12 protein-coding genes are annotated in these 16,260 nt (G+C 39.1%); 4 read left to right on the forward strand and 8 right to left on the reverse strand.

The window, feature by feature from the left end; all coding sequences use genetic code 11:
* Positions 1-16: 16 nt before the first annotated feature.
* The 8 genes from L0Z67_RS04940 to L0Z67_RS04975 all read right to left on the reverse strand — a co-directional run bounded on the left by L0Z67_RS04940 (position 17) and on the right by L0Z67_RS04975 (position 11,890).
* On the reverse strand, positions 17-709 hold the full coding sequence (locus tag L0Z67_RS04940; RefSeq protein WP_193988484.1) for a DUF4336 domain-containing protein: 693 nt from the start codon (positions 707-709) through the stop codon (positions 17-19).
* Between the two features lie 127 nt (positions 710-836).
* Entirely contained in the window at positions 837-1,199 is a 363-nt protein-coding gene (locus tag L0Z67_RS04945; RefSeq protein ID WP_062570384.1) for a MerR family transcriptional regulator, read from the reverse strand.
* 70 nt (positions 1,200-1,269) lie between these two features.
* Positions 1,270-2,271 carry a LacI family DNA-binding transcriptional regulator gene (locus tag L0Z67_RS04950; protein ID WP_193988485.1) on the reverse strand — a complete coding sequence of 334 codons (1,002 nt, stop codon included), beginning with the start codon at positions 2,269-2,271 and terminating at the stop codon, positions 1,270-1,272.
* A 34-nt stretch (positions 2,272-2,305) separates the two neighbouring features.
* On the reverse strand, positions 2,306-3,838 hold the full coding sequence (locus L0Z67_RS04955) for an MFS transporter (RefSeq protein ID WP_405128523.1): 1,533 nt from the start codon (positions 3,836-3,838) through the stop codon (positions 2,306-2,308).
* Between the two features lie 15 nt (positions 3,839-3,853).
* On the reverse strand, positions 3,854-5,182 hold the full coding sequence (locus L0Z67_RS04960) for a GH1 family beta-glucosidase (protein ID WP_405128524.1): 1,329 nt from the start codon (positions 5,180-5,182) through the stop codon (positions 3,854-3,856).
* 499 nt (positions 5,183-5,681) lie between these two features.
* Complete coding sequence (locus tag L0Z67_RS04965; protein ID WP_405128525.1) at positions 5,682-7,169, reverse strand: tryptophan halogenase family protein; 1,488 nt, start codon at positions 7,167-7,169, stop codon at positions 5,682-5,684.
* A gap of 9 nt (positions 7,170-7,178) precedes the next feature.
* Complete coding sequence (locus tag L0Z67_RS04970; protein WP_405128526.1) at positions 7,179-8,705, reverse strand: tryptophan halogenase family protein; 1,527 nt, start codon at positions 8,703-8,705, stop codon at positions 7,179-7,181.
* A 212-nt stretch (positions 8,706-8,917) separates the two neighbouring features.
* On the reverse strand, positions 8,918-11,890 hold the full coding sequence (locus tag L0Z67_RS04975; RefSeq protein WP_405128527.1) for a TonB-dependent receptor: 2,973 nt from the start codon (positions 11,888-11,890) through the stop codon (positions 8,918-8,920).
* A 516-nt stretch (positions 11,891-12,406) separates the two neighbouring features.
* Between L0Z67_RS04975 and L0Z67_RS04980 the strand changes: the two genes are divergently transcribed.
* From L0Z67_RS04980 to L0Z67_RS04995, 4 genes are all read left to right on the forward strand, one after another.
* On the forward strand, positions 12,407-12,913 hold the full coding sequence (locus L0Z67_RS04980) for a hypothetical protein (protein ID WP_062570391.1): 507 nt from the start codon (positions 12,407-12,409) through the stop codon (positions 12,911-12,913).
* Positions 12,914-12,942: 29 nt separating this feature from the next.
* The gene (locus L0Z67_RS04985; RefSeq protein WP_062570392.1) at positions 12,943-13,581 is read left to right on the forward strand and encodes a lysozyme inhibitor LprI family protein; all 639 of its coding nucleotides are present in this window, start codon (positions 12,943-12,945) and stop codon (positions 13,579-13,581) included.
* Between the two features lie 112 nt (positions 13,582-13,693).
* Entirely contained in the window at positions 13,694-14,524 is an 831-nt protein-coding gene (locus tag L0Z67_RS04990; RefSeq protein ID WP_062570393.1) for a hypothetical protein, read from the forward strand.
* An 866-nt stretch (positions 14,525-15,390) separates the two neighbouring features.
* Complete coding sequence (locus tag L0Z67_RS04995) at positions 15,391-16,257, forward strand: hypothetical protein (RefSeq protein WP_062570395.1); 867 nt, start codon at positions 15,391-15,393, stop codon at positions 16,255-16,257.
* Positions 16,258-16,260 lie beyond the last annotated feature (3 nt).

The raw sequence follows: 16,260 nt of genomic DNA on the forward strand, positions 1-16,260 counted from the left end.
ACTGGTTAGTTTTAGTTTAGCTGTTAGCGAGCCAGCGAAAAGACTTACGTAAAAACTCAACGGCTTGGTGTTTAATCAATTCACCATGAGCCATAACTAACATCTCAGGCTCCCAAGCCAGTATTTTTCTGAAGTGCTGTCTGGCTTGGGACTTTTTAAACATGAAACTTAAACGCCAATCTATCGGTGTTTGTCCTACGGGAGCTAAGATCCCAGCACCTTTTGCTAGCCATTTCTGCCAACTGTTAAAGTCATCACCAGAAAAGTTCTCGACCAAATCCGTCACGATCAATGTTTTTGAACGTTTATGAAAAAACAGGCATTCTTCCATCAAGGGCGAGCCTGTAAATAACTCTTGAGAAATATCGGCATGCCACTGCCACGCTAAATCGTCATTGAGGGACGCATCAAATGAGATATCGCTACGCTTTTTGATGACTTCATCTGTGCCATAGGTTTTAGCATCTGGATATGCTGTAATCCATTGAGGTAAAAATAAGTGATGTAAGTGATTAGGTGCGATGAGGTGTTTAACTGGACCTAAGCGGTCTATTTGGTTCTTTAGAGCATCGCTCAGATAGATAGGGCTGTGTACCCATAGGTCGCCATTAGCGAGTTTAATGACTGTCATCCTCGTTGTAAAAGGTAAAAAGAAAAAATTTACTGTTTTACCATCAACAACCCAAATCTCGTTTGCCAACTTTTCCATATTATTTCCGAATAAGAATCAAAGTTATCAGAAAGGCTTAATTTTTTGAAATTATTATAATTAAACACAATGTACGTGCTATGACGTTTGACTATTTTAATAATCTTCAACGATTATAAACCTTCCACTAAGGGGGAGAGTCAACTAACGAGTTAGCGTTAATAATCGCAACACATGAATCGATTTTGGTGATTTTCTGTTTTGTTTGCTCAATCTGATCTTGCAAACGGCTTTTTAAGTGCAATAGGAACTCACTTATCTCAGCCCAGTTAGCTTCTCCGTTTTCATATTTTATGAACCCTTTCAGTTCAGCTAATGTAACACCCAACAGTTTCGCTTCTTTGATTAACCTCAATACTTCTATGTGCTCATCGGTGTAAACACGGTACTTTCCTTGACGTTTTGGTGGGGTAATGAGCTCTTTCTCTTCGTAAAACCGAATAGCTTTAACAGATAAATTGGTTTTTTTTGCTACTTCACCGATAAACACCTGTTACTCCATTAGTAAATCGATATTATTCGTTATATAAAATAAGCGGTTAGTGTCGCCTTTGTTAAGCTTAGACTAAATGCGTTGTCGAATCGCGTACCAGTAGATCAGGTGTAAAAATATGCTCTATATTAGAGCGATTTTGTTTATACACCTGTTTTAACACAAGGTTGGCAGCCATAATGCCCATTTTTTCAACTGGGTTATCAATCGTCGTCAAAGTTGGGTACAAGTAATTTGTAAAATGAACATTGTCAAAGCCGACAATTGCTAAGTCTTTTGGAAGGTCAAGTTTATGCTCTCTTGCACATTTCATTACACCGGAAGCCATTTCATCATTTGCACAAACAACAGCGGTAAATTTTATATTGTTGCTAAAGAAATACTCTAAGCCGTTATACCCGCCGGTTTCTTTAAAATCACCGACAAATAGTGTTTGCTCATCAAAAGCAATACCATGTTCTTTTAAGGCTTTTTTGTGACCTTCTAATCGATCGAATGCATCGGGTTTAAATAACGGACCCGCAATGTATGTTATGTCTGTATGGCCTTGATTAAGTAAGTGTTTGGTTGCTAAGTAGCCTCCCATCACGTTATCAAGGCTAATGCAGTTTTCTTTCATTTTATCTACATAGCGGCTGATCAAATAAATAGGGGTTTTACCTTTGTTTAACTTTACTAGATACTCATCACTAACAGCTTCAACATGGGCAATGATTGCATCACAATTACGTGAAATTAAAAATTCTAAGCCATTTTTTTCTTTGTCTTCTTCACTGTGTCCGGGAGTAATAATGACATGTTTCCCAGCGGCCCTTAATTGCGCTTCAATAGCAGACATCATCTCACCAAAAAACGCGCCATCTAATTCAGAGACTAAAATACCCACACTATTAGTGCAATTTGAAGCAAGGGAGCGAGCTATCGAGTTTGGTGTATAACCAAGCTGCTCCATTGCATCGAGTACTTTTTGTTTCGTTTTTTTACTGACGTAGTCATTCTCATTTAAAACGCGAGAAACGGTCGATAAAGAAACGCCTGCGAGCTCTGATACTTGATAAATAGTTGCCATAATTATTATTAAATATAAACCTTAGCTTTTTAATTTACAGACTTGCGCGTCTAATTGCCAAGTCTTCTGTAATTTTTTCCGTCATGTCAGATGTTAATGGATAAAAGGCCATCAATGCCGCGGCGATAAGAGCAAAAGCGGCTGGTAGCCAGCTCATTAGTAGAATCATGCCATCGAGTGAGTGTGCAACGGTCGTTTCGTCCATTCCATCATAGCCATAGCTTGCAAGTACAACGAGCACTAAGGCTCCTGCAAAGCCTCCACCTGTTTTTTGCACAAAAGTCCCTGCTGAATATATAAGGCCGGTCGCTCGGCGTTTATTTTTCCATTCAGAATAGTCAGCACTATCTCCTAACATAGTAAAAAATAGGGTAGGCATCATGGCGGCGAAGAATTCGGAAAGACAGCCCATTACAAAAATCAGGCCGAGGTTATCATTAGGTAGCCAAAAGAAACAAATGGTAAAGAGGGCACTTAATAATAAGGAAGCAATAAACAACGTGCGTTTGCCGAGTATTTCCGCTAACTTCCCTGTACTAAGCGCACCGAAAATTGAGACAACTAATAAAGCAATAAAGTACTGGCCTGTCAAAAGCTCGTTACCAACATAGTATTTAAAGTAGTAGGCAATGACACCATATTTAATGCCATTAAACATCATTGTTAAAAAGCCCATACCTAACAATATCAGCCATGGTTTATTTGTAAGTAAATCAACCATATCTCGTTGTGAGCCACTCAGTTTACTGTGATCACTTGCCAGTAAGCGACGGATAAGGACTGTCATAAATATCATTGTCGCCGCAAAAAATAAGCCTGAGTAGAGCTCGCGATAATAGAAAAATAATGTGATTGCTAATAAGGGAAGGATGATAAAAGGTAAGCTTGAACTTAAATCCGCTAACTCTGTTTTTAGTGAGGTTTGCTTATTTGTAGCAGGTTGAACACGCTCCTTGGTACTTGCAAACGTGACTAACATGAGTACGGTGAGTAAGGCGGCAAATACATACATGGTGTATTGGTAACCTTGCGCACTATCCCCTTGCCCAAAGTAAGCGACTAGGTCTGGTAAAAAGCCCATTACTAATAAACCACCTGCAAACGCCCCAGCAAAACGGAAACCTGATAACTTAGTTCGTTCTAGATCATCACCTGTCATAACCCCCATTAATGCAGAGTAGGGCACATTACTTACGGTATACGCTAAAGTGAGACCAATATAGGTGAAGTAGGCATAAATTAGTTTTGCCGTTGGGCTAATATCAGGTGTCGTAAAGCACAGCACCATGAAGAGTGCCAAAAATGGCGTTGACCATAATATCCATGGGCGAAACTTACCTAACCGTGTTTGCGTCCGATCTGCAATCATGCCCATTATTATATCAGTGACCCCATCTGATAGGCGTACGACTAAAAAAAGTAAAGCGGCAGCGGCGGCAGAAATACCAAAAGTATCAGTATAAAATACGGCTAAGTAAGCTAAAGCTCCACGCCAAACTAAATTAGCACCGGCATCGCCCATCGCGTAGCCAATTTTTTCGTAGATGGGAAGAGTGTGTTTTATCATTGTTGTTGTCTTTTTTTATCGGCGAGTAATTAACTGGCTATATGCTTTACCACTTAGCTTTACTGTTCGTATTTGTGTGTTGTAATCAACATGAACAATACCAAAGCGTTTTGAATAACCTTCAGCCCACTCAAAATTATCCATTAAGCTCCATGCGAAGTAGCCAGCTACATTAACACCTTGTAATATGGCATCATTTACTGCATTTAAATGGGCATTATAATAGGCGATACGATCTTGATCGTTCACCTCACCATCCACCATTTTGTCGGCCATAGCAGCGCCATTCTCTGTAATATAAATTGGCGGCAAATCATATTTTTGATGCAAAGAAACTAATAATTCTGTTAATGCAGATGGATAAATTTCCCACCCAATATCTGTCATTGGCGCTTGGTGAGGCAGTTCATGGTAATAATCTGTATCACTTGCTTCATAGCGCAGCCTGGTATAGAAATTTACGCCTAAGAAATCTAATGGTTGGCAAATAATATCCATGTCGCCAGCTAGAATGTCAGGTCTGTGAGCGGGTGGCAACTGTTCTATGATGTCAGGATATGCTCCTTGCATCACTGGTTTCATATACCATTGGTTTATATAGTCATCTGCAAAAGCTGTTGCTGCAATGTCTGCTTCGCTCGATGATACAGAATAACAAGGAGTAAAGTTGAGCACGATACCGTTTAATGACTCAGGGCTATTTTTAGTTAGCACTTTCATCGCTAAACCATGGGCAAGTAATAAATGATGAGCGGCTTTTCTGCCAAATTCACGGCCTTTGATACCCGGTGCGTGAACGCCTATTTCATAGCCCAAATACGAGCTGCAGAAAGGTTCATTCAACGTTGCATATGAATATACTTTTCCTGATAGTGCTTTACTTACTAGATCTACATAGCGAGCAAACTCATACGCTGTTTCGCGATTTAACCAGCCTCCTTTATCCTCTAAATGCTGTGGTAAATCCCAGTGATATAAGGTAACAAATGCTTTAATATTTCGACGCATTAGTTCGTCTAAAATAGTAATGTAAAAGTGAATACCTTCTTGATTTAAAGTACCGTCTAACTTTATGACTCTTGGCCAAGAAATTGATAGGCGATAGGCATCTACACCTAAAGAGTCGATTAGTTCAACATCGTCTTGCCAATTTTTTACATGCTCACAGGCGGAATCGCCGTTTGAGTTATCAGCTATTTTTCCAGGCGTCGCGCAGAAAGTATCCCAAATACAAGGGAGACGCTGATCGGCTGCTCCTTCTATTTGAAATGAGGCTGTTGCAACGCCATAGATAAAATCTTTGCTAAGCATTGTTGAGTTTTTTGGTAACGTGAGCTGAGTCATGTAAAGAAACCTTTGGTAAACAAATGCAAGTAAATCTTGCGACTAAATTTAAATTGTTATGGTAGCGCTTCCATTTTTTTGTGTTTCACTTGAGTCGAAGTTATTGGGTTGTTTATGGTAGCGCTTCCATATTTAGGTTAGAGGCTATTGTCCGAACGGTCAACCGTTTATTTAATTTAGTCTTAAAACAACGTAAATAATTCATTTTATTATTTAATAATTAATGAGTTAGATGCAGGTTGTTTTTAGGGTTATTAGTAATAAATCAAGAGTGAATAGGTGAATGATTCAGTTATTTTCTATGTTGAGTCATGGTTTTATTTTTTAGCAATCGTACGCTAAGTAGTTTTAGTTACCACTCATACTTAACACTAAAAACTCTCATTAAGAAAGATGTAATTTAGTGTATTGTTACTGTAAAGCGAGCGCTTAGAAGTGGCTTTACAGTAAATTTTATTATCAATATTTTAACAATAATATTATCGGCTTTACTGTGGGCTTAATCATCTATTCGACAGTACTCGTTAATAAACTCTTTATGAGTTGGTAATTGCGCTAACCTATGGGCAATTTGTTGTTTAATGCCTTGCATAAAGCGACCTAACTCTTGGTCATTCATTAAAGAAGCAACATAATGATATTGCGCTGGTTTAACACCTTGCCCAAGCATGACTTGAACCCAAGAGTCGACACGGAAAATATCGCCGTCATCTAAGAAAACCCGGCCAGTTTCTTTAAATAATGCGATTTTATGAGCAAGGGATTCAGGAATTTCCATAGCTTGGCAATGACGCCAAAATTCACTGTCTTGCCTATCCGTAACCTTATAATGCAAAACAATAAAGTCACGAATACTTTCGAGCTCTGACTTCAATTGCTTATTATATTCATCGATAGCTTGTGGCGTTACACCAGCAAAAGGGTACAGGCGCATAAACCGAATGATACCGGTCATAATCAAGTGGATACTTGTTGATTCAAGAGGTTCTAAAAAGCCACTGGCAAGACCTAGAGCAAGACAATTTTTATTCCAGCCTTTACGTCGTCGACCAGTTTTAAATTTAATGATTTTTGGTTCGGTTAGGGTGTCTCCAATAAGGTTATCTAATAGTAATTTAGTTGCATCATGGTCATTTAAATAGCGGCTGCAATAAACTAAGCCATTGCCAACTCTGTTTTGCAAAGGAATCTGCCACTGCCATCCTGATTGATGCGCAATAGAGCGGGTGTAGGGCAGAGGGTCTGGTGTTCCTTTTGTTTGTACCGCAACGGCACTGTCGCAAGGTAATAAATGAGACCAATCTTCAAACCCTGTATGTAAGGCTTGCTCGATAAGTATGCCTTTGAAACCAGTGCAATCAATAAAAAAATCACCCGCTATTTCAGTGTTATTATCCAGCGATAAGCTTTTAATAAAGCCATTATCAACATGTTTATTTACCCGTTCAATTTTACCTTCTATACGTTTTACACCGAGGTTTTCTGAAAATACTCGTAAAAATGCAGCATAACGACTGGCATCCATATGAAATGCGTAATTAATTGGGTTTTGAGGGCTAAACCCAAATTTACCTTGCTTAGCTGCCTGTAGTTCATAGCAGTAATCTGCGAAATCATCGGTATTGCCCATTTTTTGCCAATGCAACCAAAAATGGTGGAACTCACCAGCCCAGCATTCTTTACCTGTCATACCGAAAGAGTGAATGTAATCACTGTTTGGCTGATGCCAATTCTCAAAGCGAATTCCCAGTTTGAATGTTGCTTGTGTTGCCCTCATAAATTCTTGCTCATCGATACCTAGCAATTTATGAAAGGTACGAATAGGTGGAATGGTTGCTTCGCCAACACCGACAGTGCCAATATCGTCTGATTCAATTAAGCAGATTTCAATATCTTTATTTAGTAATTTAGCTAACGCGGCTGCGGCCATCCAGCCTGCGGTACCACCGCCAGCTATGACCACCTGTTTAATTTGTTGTTGTTTCATGTTGCCACCTTATTCCTTTTGTAATTGCTTTAATAACAGTCGATTAGTGGGTAGTTTTTGTAAGTATTGCGCAATCTTCTTGCGATTGAGTTGGTAGAGTTGTTGTGCCATCTGGTATGTATGGTTATCAAGTTTTGTTGTTTGTTTGGTTTTGAAGCCCATGCCATACAGCACGTATTGATAACTTGGAGAAGAAAAAATCTCTTCATTTTCTATAAAATCGAATCGACTGGGAGCCTGATATTGCCACAATGTTAGTAAGTTCTGTAATTCAATTGGGATACTTTTAGGGTGGTGGTTATCGCACCAATAGCTATTATCATCACGACTACTCAATACATAATGCAGTTTTAGAAAATTGATGACTTGCTCCCAGCGGTACCTAAAGCGTTTATTAAACCGATCACTCAACAGCTGCATGTGCACTTGGTTTACTGGCATTTGCTCACTTAGCATACTGATGCTTAATTCAACCATGGCTAACGCTGAAGCCTCTAGTGGCTCTATAAACCCTTGCGACATTCCGATCGCAACACAGTTTTTATGCCAAAATACTTCTCTGTAACCAGGCGTAAAACGTAGTGTTCGTGTTTCAATCTTGCTAGCTTGTTGAATGCCAACAGATTGTGCAGCATAGCTTTTTAGTGTTTCAATAGCCGTTGTAACGTCACAATATTTATCACTAAATGTATAGCCAATACCGCGTCTAGTTGGTAATCCTATATCCCAAATCCAGCCAGCGGATTGTGCGGTGGATAAAGTCGCTGATGCAATATTCTGAGATGGGCTTTCGTAGGGCAACTGTGCGGCCACAGCAGTATTATTAAAAAGAATGTGACTTTGATCTAAAAACGGGATCCGGTAGTGCTTGGCGATTAACAGCCCCTGGCTACCAGAACAATCAATAAACAAATCACCGTAAATCTCACCATTATTCTGTGTAGTGACACTTTCAATGTAGCCTTGAGCATTATTATTGGCGTGAAGAACATTATCGGTGATGTGTTTTACGTTAAGCGTATTTACACAATGTCTTGCTAGAAATTGTGCGAATTTATGGGCATCTAGGTGGTAACCGTAATTCGTAACACCTGCATATTCAGGTGTATTAAGTTGTTTGGGGGCAAGAGCTGCTTGGCAAATAAAGCTTTGCATATTCATAGCATCGGCGTATTTTTGTTCAGGAAATAATTGCTGCCATGCAGTATGAACATCATATTTATAGTAGCCTTCAGGTATCATGAAAGGGTGATAATAGTTATCTGCCTGTTCTTTTCCCCGCCAGTTTATGAACTTTGAACCTTGCTTAAAAGAGGCGTCACATTGCTGTAAAAAGTCACTTTCTTTTACTCCAATCCGCTGCAATGTGTTGCGCATTGATGGCCACGTGCCTTCACCAACACCCGAAATACCAATATCAGCAGACTCAATTAAGGTGATACTTTTATCTGGGTGTTCTTTGGCTAGTAACCCAGCTGTAAGCCAACCAGCCGCGCCACCGCCAATGATCACAATATTATTTATTTTTTTGCTCATATACTTACTTTAAATAGTAAAGCCGCTTCAATTAAGAAGCGGCTTTGTAGCAATTTACATTAACCGTGAGCCTTTTAGAGAATATAGCGTGATACTATTTGCGTTAAAAATGTCTAATTTAGAACAACTAAATAACAACGTCGTTTAATCCTTACAAGCTCACTTCATTAAGTAAATAGGTATCAAACTGTATACATTTTTACAGCTATCGTTTAGAAGTTATAACGCAAGCCTAAATTGTAGCGAGCCCCATTTTTGTCTAAGTTCCACAACTGTGCTTTATATCGACCATGTTGGCGATTGTCTTGCTCAGTAATGTTAATTCCTTCTAAGAAGAAAGACAGTTGTTCACTGTAGTTATAAGCCACATTAAAATCGATTTGATAATACTCTTCTGTAAATGCGGGCTCGTTTACATAGCGAGCAGCATTATTTAAGAATTTATCACGCCAGTTATACGCTACACGCGCTTGAAATTTATCATTCTCATACATCGCAATGAAGTTAGCTGTGTCACTTAAACCAACTAATGCAAACTGTGTTGTCGTTGGATCTGCGGCAACATCAAAGTCAACATCGCCATTTACGATCGTGTAGTTTGCTTGAATACCAAAGCCTGAGTCACCAAAGAAATGCTGAATAGCAAACTCATAGCCATCAATTTTTGCATTTTTGTTATTGGTTGGAACTTGAGCTGTGAACTCCATCAAAGGGTCATCGCTGTTAGGTAAGATATCGTAAGCGGCTTCAAACTCTTCGTAAGTCATTGAATCAAAAGCCACCCCATTTTCCATGGCAGCAACCATTTGGAATAGGTTTGAGTCAGTGATTGCCAGACCTCTTGCTTCTAGTTCAGCTTTTGCTGCTTGGGCACGAGGGCCAGCAGAAACATCTCGTAAGTCATAGTAATTTTGAGTCATCGGTGTTAGGCCAATAAAGTTATCAACTTTTTTATTGTAATAACCGACAGAAACATAGCTAACATCGCTGTAATACCACTCAGCGGAAACATCGATATTATCTGATTCGAGTGGTACTAAACCAGGATTACCCGTCGATGCAGGCGCATTGGTTGTGCCTGGAATTAAACTAGGTCCAGTGGGTACCCCAACTGTTGCTGCAGAGCTTAAATTATCATAAGTAGGCCGTGCGATTGTTGTGCTATATGAAGCACGAAGTTTTACATCATCGACCACATTAATGTCAAAATCTACGCTAGGCAGAAAGTGATCATAGTCAGCGCTTAGCGAGTAATCTTGTTTGTCAGTGCCATATCGCACATTAAAATCGTTGTTACCTTCCCAAGCTACTGCATTTGGTAAATCAATATTTGCTGTTGAGGTGATATCTGTGGTTTCGTATCGAGCCCCAACTAGTAGGTTAAATGGCATATCGCCAATTTCACCTTGATAGTTATATTGCACAAATGCAGCTTGAATCTCTTCTTTAATGGTGCGGTTTGTTGCAAATGCACCATCAGCAGCAAAATTAAAGCCGTACTGGTTTGCTGCCCAATAACCTATTTCAGATGCGCTACCTGTAAAACCTTGAGCAAACGAGCCAGAGGTGTTGTAGCCATCTAATTCACTTAAGAAGTTTGTAGGATTAAGGTAACCGTCTGGTAACTCTCCAGGGTTTTCAATCCCCCAGTTGCCCATTGTATTACGTGTAAGGGATTGTAATGAATGGCTTTCCATAGAGCGTGATTCAATACCAAAATCAATTACACCTGACTCTATTTCATATTTGCCAAGTAATCGGAATTCATCAACGGTTGACTCTTGGCGCGCAAAGTTAGAATCGAGAATAGAAGTACCTACGTCATCTTGGTCTAATACGCCATTACAGTTTAGATTAGCTCGGCTGCAATCATCAAAACCAATTACCATTGAGGGTAACTTGCGACTAAAATCGACTTCTTGAGAGGCGACGATATTTGCTCCTAACCCCGCATTCACCCAACTGCCATAAGGTGCATCTGGTTCACTCGTTGCTTTTGAGCTATGTGCATCAAATACAAATCTAAGTCGATCATTTACAAAGTATTCAAGGTTAAGACCGATAGAGTCATTTTTATTAAGCTGATTTAGTTCTTGTAACGCGAGGCCTAGATCACGCGTTGATAGATCTCTACGCTCTTCTTTGTAGTAAATGGGGGTTTTAACGGTATTGTCATCAAAAATTAAATGGGTTTTATAGTTATCCATCCAGATTGACTGTTCAGCCCGCGACTCAAATAACTCTTGCTGTGAGTATGTATAATCAAGTGTTGCTGTTAGTGACTCTACGGGGCTATATTGTAGAGTTAATTGCGCATTTGTTCGAGTTCGTTCGCGATCTGCGATAGTATAACGAAGATCAGAAGGCATCGAATAATATTGCCCCATTGCAGGTGCATTTTCGATAATGATGTCATCCGCAGATTGAGGAATTGTGCCATCGTAAGCGGTCGTTCTCCATTCGTTAACAAAAGCCCCTGCAGCAGAACTATCACGCTCTTGAACACTTGCAGTAAGTGATACACCAAATTTAGCGTCTTCGTCCGTCCAACTAAAAATGCCCGAAATTTCAGGTGTGATATCATCGCCTACACGGTTTGTTGTGTCGTGCATGGCTTTAACACCGATATTAGTAATTAAACCAGGATTGTCTAAAGGGCGAGCTGTATTAATATTGATTGTGGCGCCAATACCCCCTGATGCGATATTTGCTTTTCCTGTTTTATAAACTTCGACAGATTTAACACTTTCTGATGCCAAATTAGCAAAATCATAGGCACGAGAATTTGGCGATCCTCCGCCTGCAGGAAGCGAAGCTGCTGGCATGGTACGGCCATTTAAAGTCACCATATTATAATCTGGACCAAACCCACGTACAGTTACTTTTGAGCCTTCACCATTACTGCGGTCTATCGATACACCTGTAATGCGTTGTAAAGATTCTGCTAGGTTTGTATCGGGGAATTTACCTATATCTTCTGATGAAATAGCATCAACAACACCTGAAGAATAGCGTTTTAGTTGGGTTGATTCTTTAATACTGCCTTTAAACCCGGTTACTTGAATAACTTCAATGTCGTCGTTGTGTTCAGATTGCTCTGCGTAAGCAGATAAGCAGGTGCTAGCACCCAAAAGCAAAGATAAGCTGGAAGCTAACTTTGTTCTTTTAAAGTTATGGCTTGGCATCAGGTTTCCCTCGTTTTTATCATTGTTATTCATGCTGTTAGAGCATGATATTGTTGTCAAAATAGATTTTATATCATATCTGGAAGCGCTACCATAAAGAGGTTGAAAACCGCCCTTATGAAAGCGCTTCCAGAAAAGAGTAGTGTGATTTGCAGTTTACGTCAACAGCTACATCAATAAATTGTTATAAAAGTTACGCTAAAATTGAATGGATGTTGCTTCGTTTTTTCATGGTTTAATTCACTGTTGGGAAGATGGTTTATTAATTACTTTTATGCGGTATCAAGATAAGAAACAAGCTATCTTGGGTGAACAAAGTGACTGTGCTGTATAGTCAAAAAGAGAGAACTGGCCTTTTAATTTGGCAAATTATGGGGGTATTACGGAGTGTTTTTCTGGTAAAAAAGTAGATTAGTTTGTGTAATCATTTTCCCTGACTGTTATGAAACTGGCTAGCTTAAATATCGTACTATGCTACTATTTTATCTGACTTTGTTTAACAGTTAGGATGTTAGTATGGATAGTCGTTTTTTTTCAATCAAACCAATCGAATCACTCCTTTTTTGTTTATCGCTTCTTTGTCTTTCGTCTACTTCACAGGCTGAAGAATTAAACTTAAGTTTAAAGTGTAAAGGTTCTGGCACGGTGAGTGATACGGAGACAACATTTAAGAATAGTCGCAATAAAAGTGAGCATTCGAAAGAGTTTGGTACTGAGCAAGCCATGATAAAACGACCTTTCGAAGGGGTTATGCTTGTTGAAATTCACTCAGATAAAGGCCAAGTAAAAATACCTGTTGGTATGCTACCTCCTTTTCAAAAAGATGAAGCCTCAGATTGGTTTCCTATTCGTGAATATAAAATCACGAATACTGAGGTAACGGGTGAGGTCAAAATCAATTTTTTAAATAAACCAAACCTTCGGATTGATCGGACAACAGGTACAATTGTTTTTGCAAGTGGGCTCAATGAATTTTCTGGTGAGTGTGAAAAAGTTGACCCTAACGCAAAACCACTCTTTTAACCCACAGCTAATATTAAAACGGAATTGTGATGAAAAAACGGTTACTTCTATTAGGTTTGTCTTTCTATACGTCTGTATCAATAGCGAACGCTGATGGACCTGATTTTTTTCGCGTATCGAGTGAAAACTCAATACAAATGTTTGAAAAAATGCAAGCCAACAGCAAGTTGGTTTTACTTGTTCCTCCAGATACAAATGGTATTAAAAATTTAGGCTGCACAGGGGGCACTTCATTACAAGCATGGCAAAAAATGACAGAGCAACAAAGAGAGACGTCTAAAAATAATGCATGGTGTAATGTGGGTGTGCAAGGTAAAACTGGCTGGGTACTTAGTAAGTATTTATCCGAAGGCAACCGTATAGAAGAAACCCCTTCTTTTAATTGTAATGCGGCTCACCCCCATGAGATTGAGATATTAATCTGCGGCAATACTGAACTTATTTTATTAGATAATGAGTTAGCGTCTGTTTACCAGAATGCAATTTCAAAGGCCAAAGCAATGACTAAAGGCTCAGAAAATGTGCTCAGTGATTTAAAGCAAAAACAAATTGGGTGGATTAAAGAGCGAAATGAGTGCTGGAAAGAAATTGGCGCAAAACTTACTTGCTCAATAAGTAAATATAAAGAACGGATTGAAGCTCTTCAAAACTATAAAAATAAATATTAGTTGAAACAAGCACTAAAGTTGAAAAAACAGGGTGATTTACGACTCAGAAATGTAGTTGTCGTGGTGCGTGTTTAAACCATCAGTTTAGATTAATTTAGAACAAGGACTATTTATGCGTTTATTGTTGACTCTATTTATGGCGCTCCTAACTGGTTGCGTGGCAATGCAAGAAAGTAAGCCGCCTCCTCAACATACGATACAAAAGTTCTCAATAAGTGAGGAACTTCCAACTTTACCCTCGGGTTCACGGTTGATCCCTGGCACTCATTTTTCAGTCATATTTGCTGACAGCGCTGCAACGTTACTAGTTCCAGTTCCTTTTGTTGGTGAGGCTGTTACAGGGGCCATAAACTCAAGTAAAAGTGAGTCTTATAAAGAGCATTATGTTGGTATTGATATTTTAAAATTTGCTAAAGAGGCTTTTAGTCGTAGTGAATTTTATAGTGAACAGCCACAAGCAACTAAGCTTTTTCCAGTTGCTTATGTTCAGGAATGCTTCGATGATGTATTTAGAATATCTTTAGCAATAGAAGTTGACTCAGATAATTGGGTGGGTCGATATTTATATCATATTCCAACTCATATTCCAGTCAGTGATGTTAAAAACCCAACTCAATTAGAAGTTGAAACGCTTAGCTTCGAGCTAAATGAGGGCATGCAAAAGCTTACTGAATTAATTGAGCGAGATATAAGGGGGCAGCTTAATTCGACGAATAAAAGTGTAGATTTTGGTAGCTACTATATTTATGGCAGTAATTTGGGTGGTTTAATTACTCCGTCTGTAATGCATCTATCAGATGGTCAGTTAATTGAAGAGGGGAATGATTATGTCATATTTAGACATAGTGGAGACCCTAGTGTCGCCGGAAATGCAGGTGCTCTACTTTTTGGTGTTCATTACTTTAGAAAAGAGCAACTACACACATTCGAAGTGATAGAGTAGCCAAATTTATACTTCGAGAGTTTGACTAATATTAGATCTAGATACAGGAACGGAAGGCTTGTTTTGTTTGTCACCCCCAAATGTCAATAACTCTGGATATAATTAAATTCAAATACCCAAGAAGCTGTCCTAGTAATGCAACAGCTTTTTTGAATAAACAAAAGTAACAAGGTGCGAAAATGGATTCGAAGTCTAGGACGCATTTTAACGCCATAGAGTGCGTAGTGGTTTCATCCTATATTATAGTTATTTCTGCAACTGTTTCTTAATATACTGTAATTGCTTTTTGTGTCGTCTTTTATGCCTTTTTATAACAAGCGCACTTGTTTTAAGTTGCTTACTAAAAAATAACACCGCTAGTAATAAATTAAACAAAAGAAAAAAGCTTGATACTTTCAAGCCATTAATAGATTGGGCATAAATGTCAGTGAATGAAATCATAAATAATGTATAAAGTGAGATTGAGATTGCTGTAATAACCAGCGCTTTAAAAACTTTTATGACTCATGTTTTGCCGATAGATAAAAGTACACCCAGTGTTATACATGCTAAGTGACCTTTATACATTAAAAGATGAAAGATCCTATGTGTCAATTTAGAGATATGGATTAATAAGATTTATAAATAAAAGTTAATTCTGAGGGCTTTCGCCTAATGATTAGCTTTAAAACCTTCCAAGCAGGCAAGTCTCTCATATTCATTTGGCAGTTTTTACCAATGAAAAACCTAATAATTTGTACTTAAAAAAAACAATAAAGTTAAATTTATGTAAATTTTTCTTGCTTTCGTACCTGTTTGGTCTATGTTTTTGGTCGGAGGTCACTCCTCCAACCTGATAGATAAAATTACAATCAACAGGAACACACATGAAAATAAAAACACTCTCACTAGTGCCAGCTTTAGTGTTGGCAGCGGGTATCAGCCACAGTGCTTTTGCTGCGCAAGGAGTCGCATTTGTGCACGGTACAGGCCAGCAAAGCGATGCGTATAATGACTATTGGACTGGTAGCTTTGTCGACACGGTTCGTCAAGGTTTACCCAATAGCAGTAATTACACCGTCATTAATTGTGATTTTGAGCAGTATATGTGGGCAGATGCGGCATCTGGTTGTTTAGCGGGGCAGCTTACTACATTTATCAATAATAAAAACATCACCGATTTAACCCTGATCACTCATTCTAACGGCGGTAATGTGGTGCGTTGGATTTTATCTAACCCAACATGGGATAGCCGTTATCCAAATATTATTAGCAAAGTCACGCGTACTATTGCCCTGGCTCCTTCAAGTGGTGGTACGCCTTTGGCTGATGCGGTTATTGCAGGTAATTCGTTTGAGCAAAGCTTGGGTTGGCTGTTAGGTTATGGCAACGATGCGGTTAAGCAACAACAGGTGTCTTGGATGGCGTCGTATAACGCACAGTGGCTATACGGCACACCGAACCGCCCGAGCTTACCGTCTCGATTTGAAACTGTGGTAGGTAGTGACGTTGAATCAGCTGTATGGGACAGCGACAGTTATTGTGGCGGCTATCAAAATCAAGTGGGTCTTGAAGTAACACAAAACTGGTTAGACAGCTGCTCAGATGGTTTTTTAAATTGCAGTTCTCAGTCGTTAGCTGGGGTGGTGTGGTTTACCGATAAATCACGAACTCAAGGTAGCGAACCTTTGAGCCATCAGCAAAGTCGTCGCAATTGTTTTGGCTTACCAAACATACTTAAAAATCGAATTTAGGAG

Source organism: Pseudoalteromonas sp. PB2-1, from assembly GCF_045040605.1.
GTDB lineage: Bacteria > Pseudomonadota > Gammaproteobacteria > Enterobacterales > Alteromonadaceae > Pseudoalteromonas > Pseudoalteromonas arabiensis.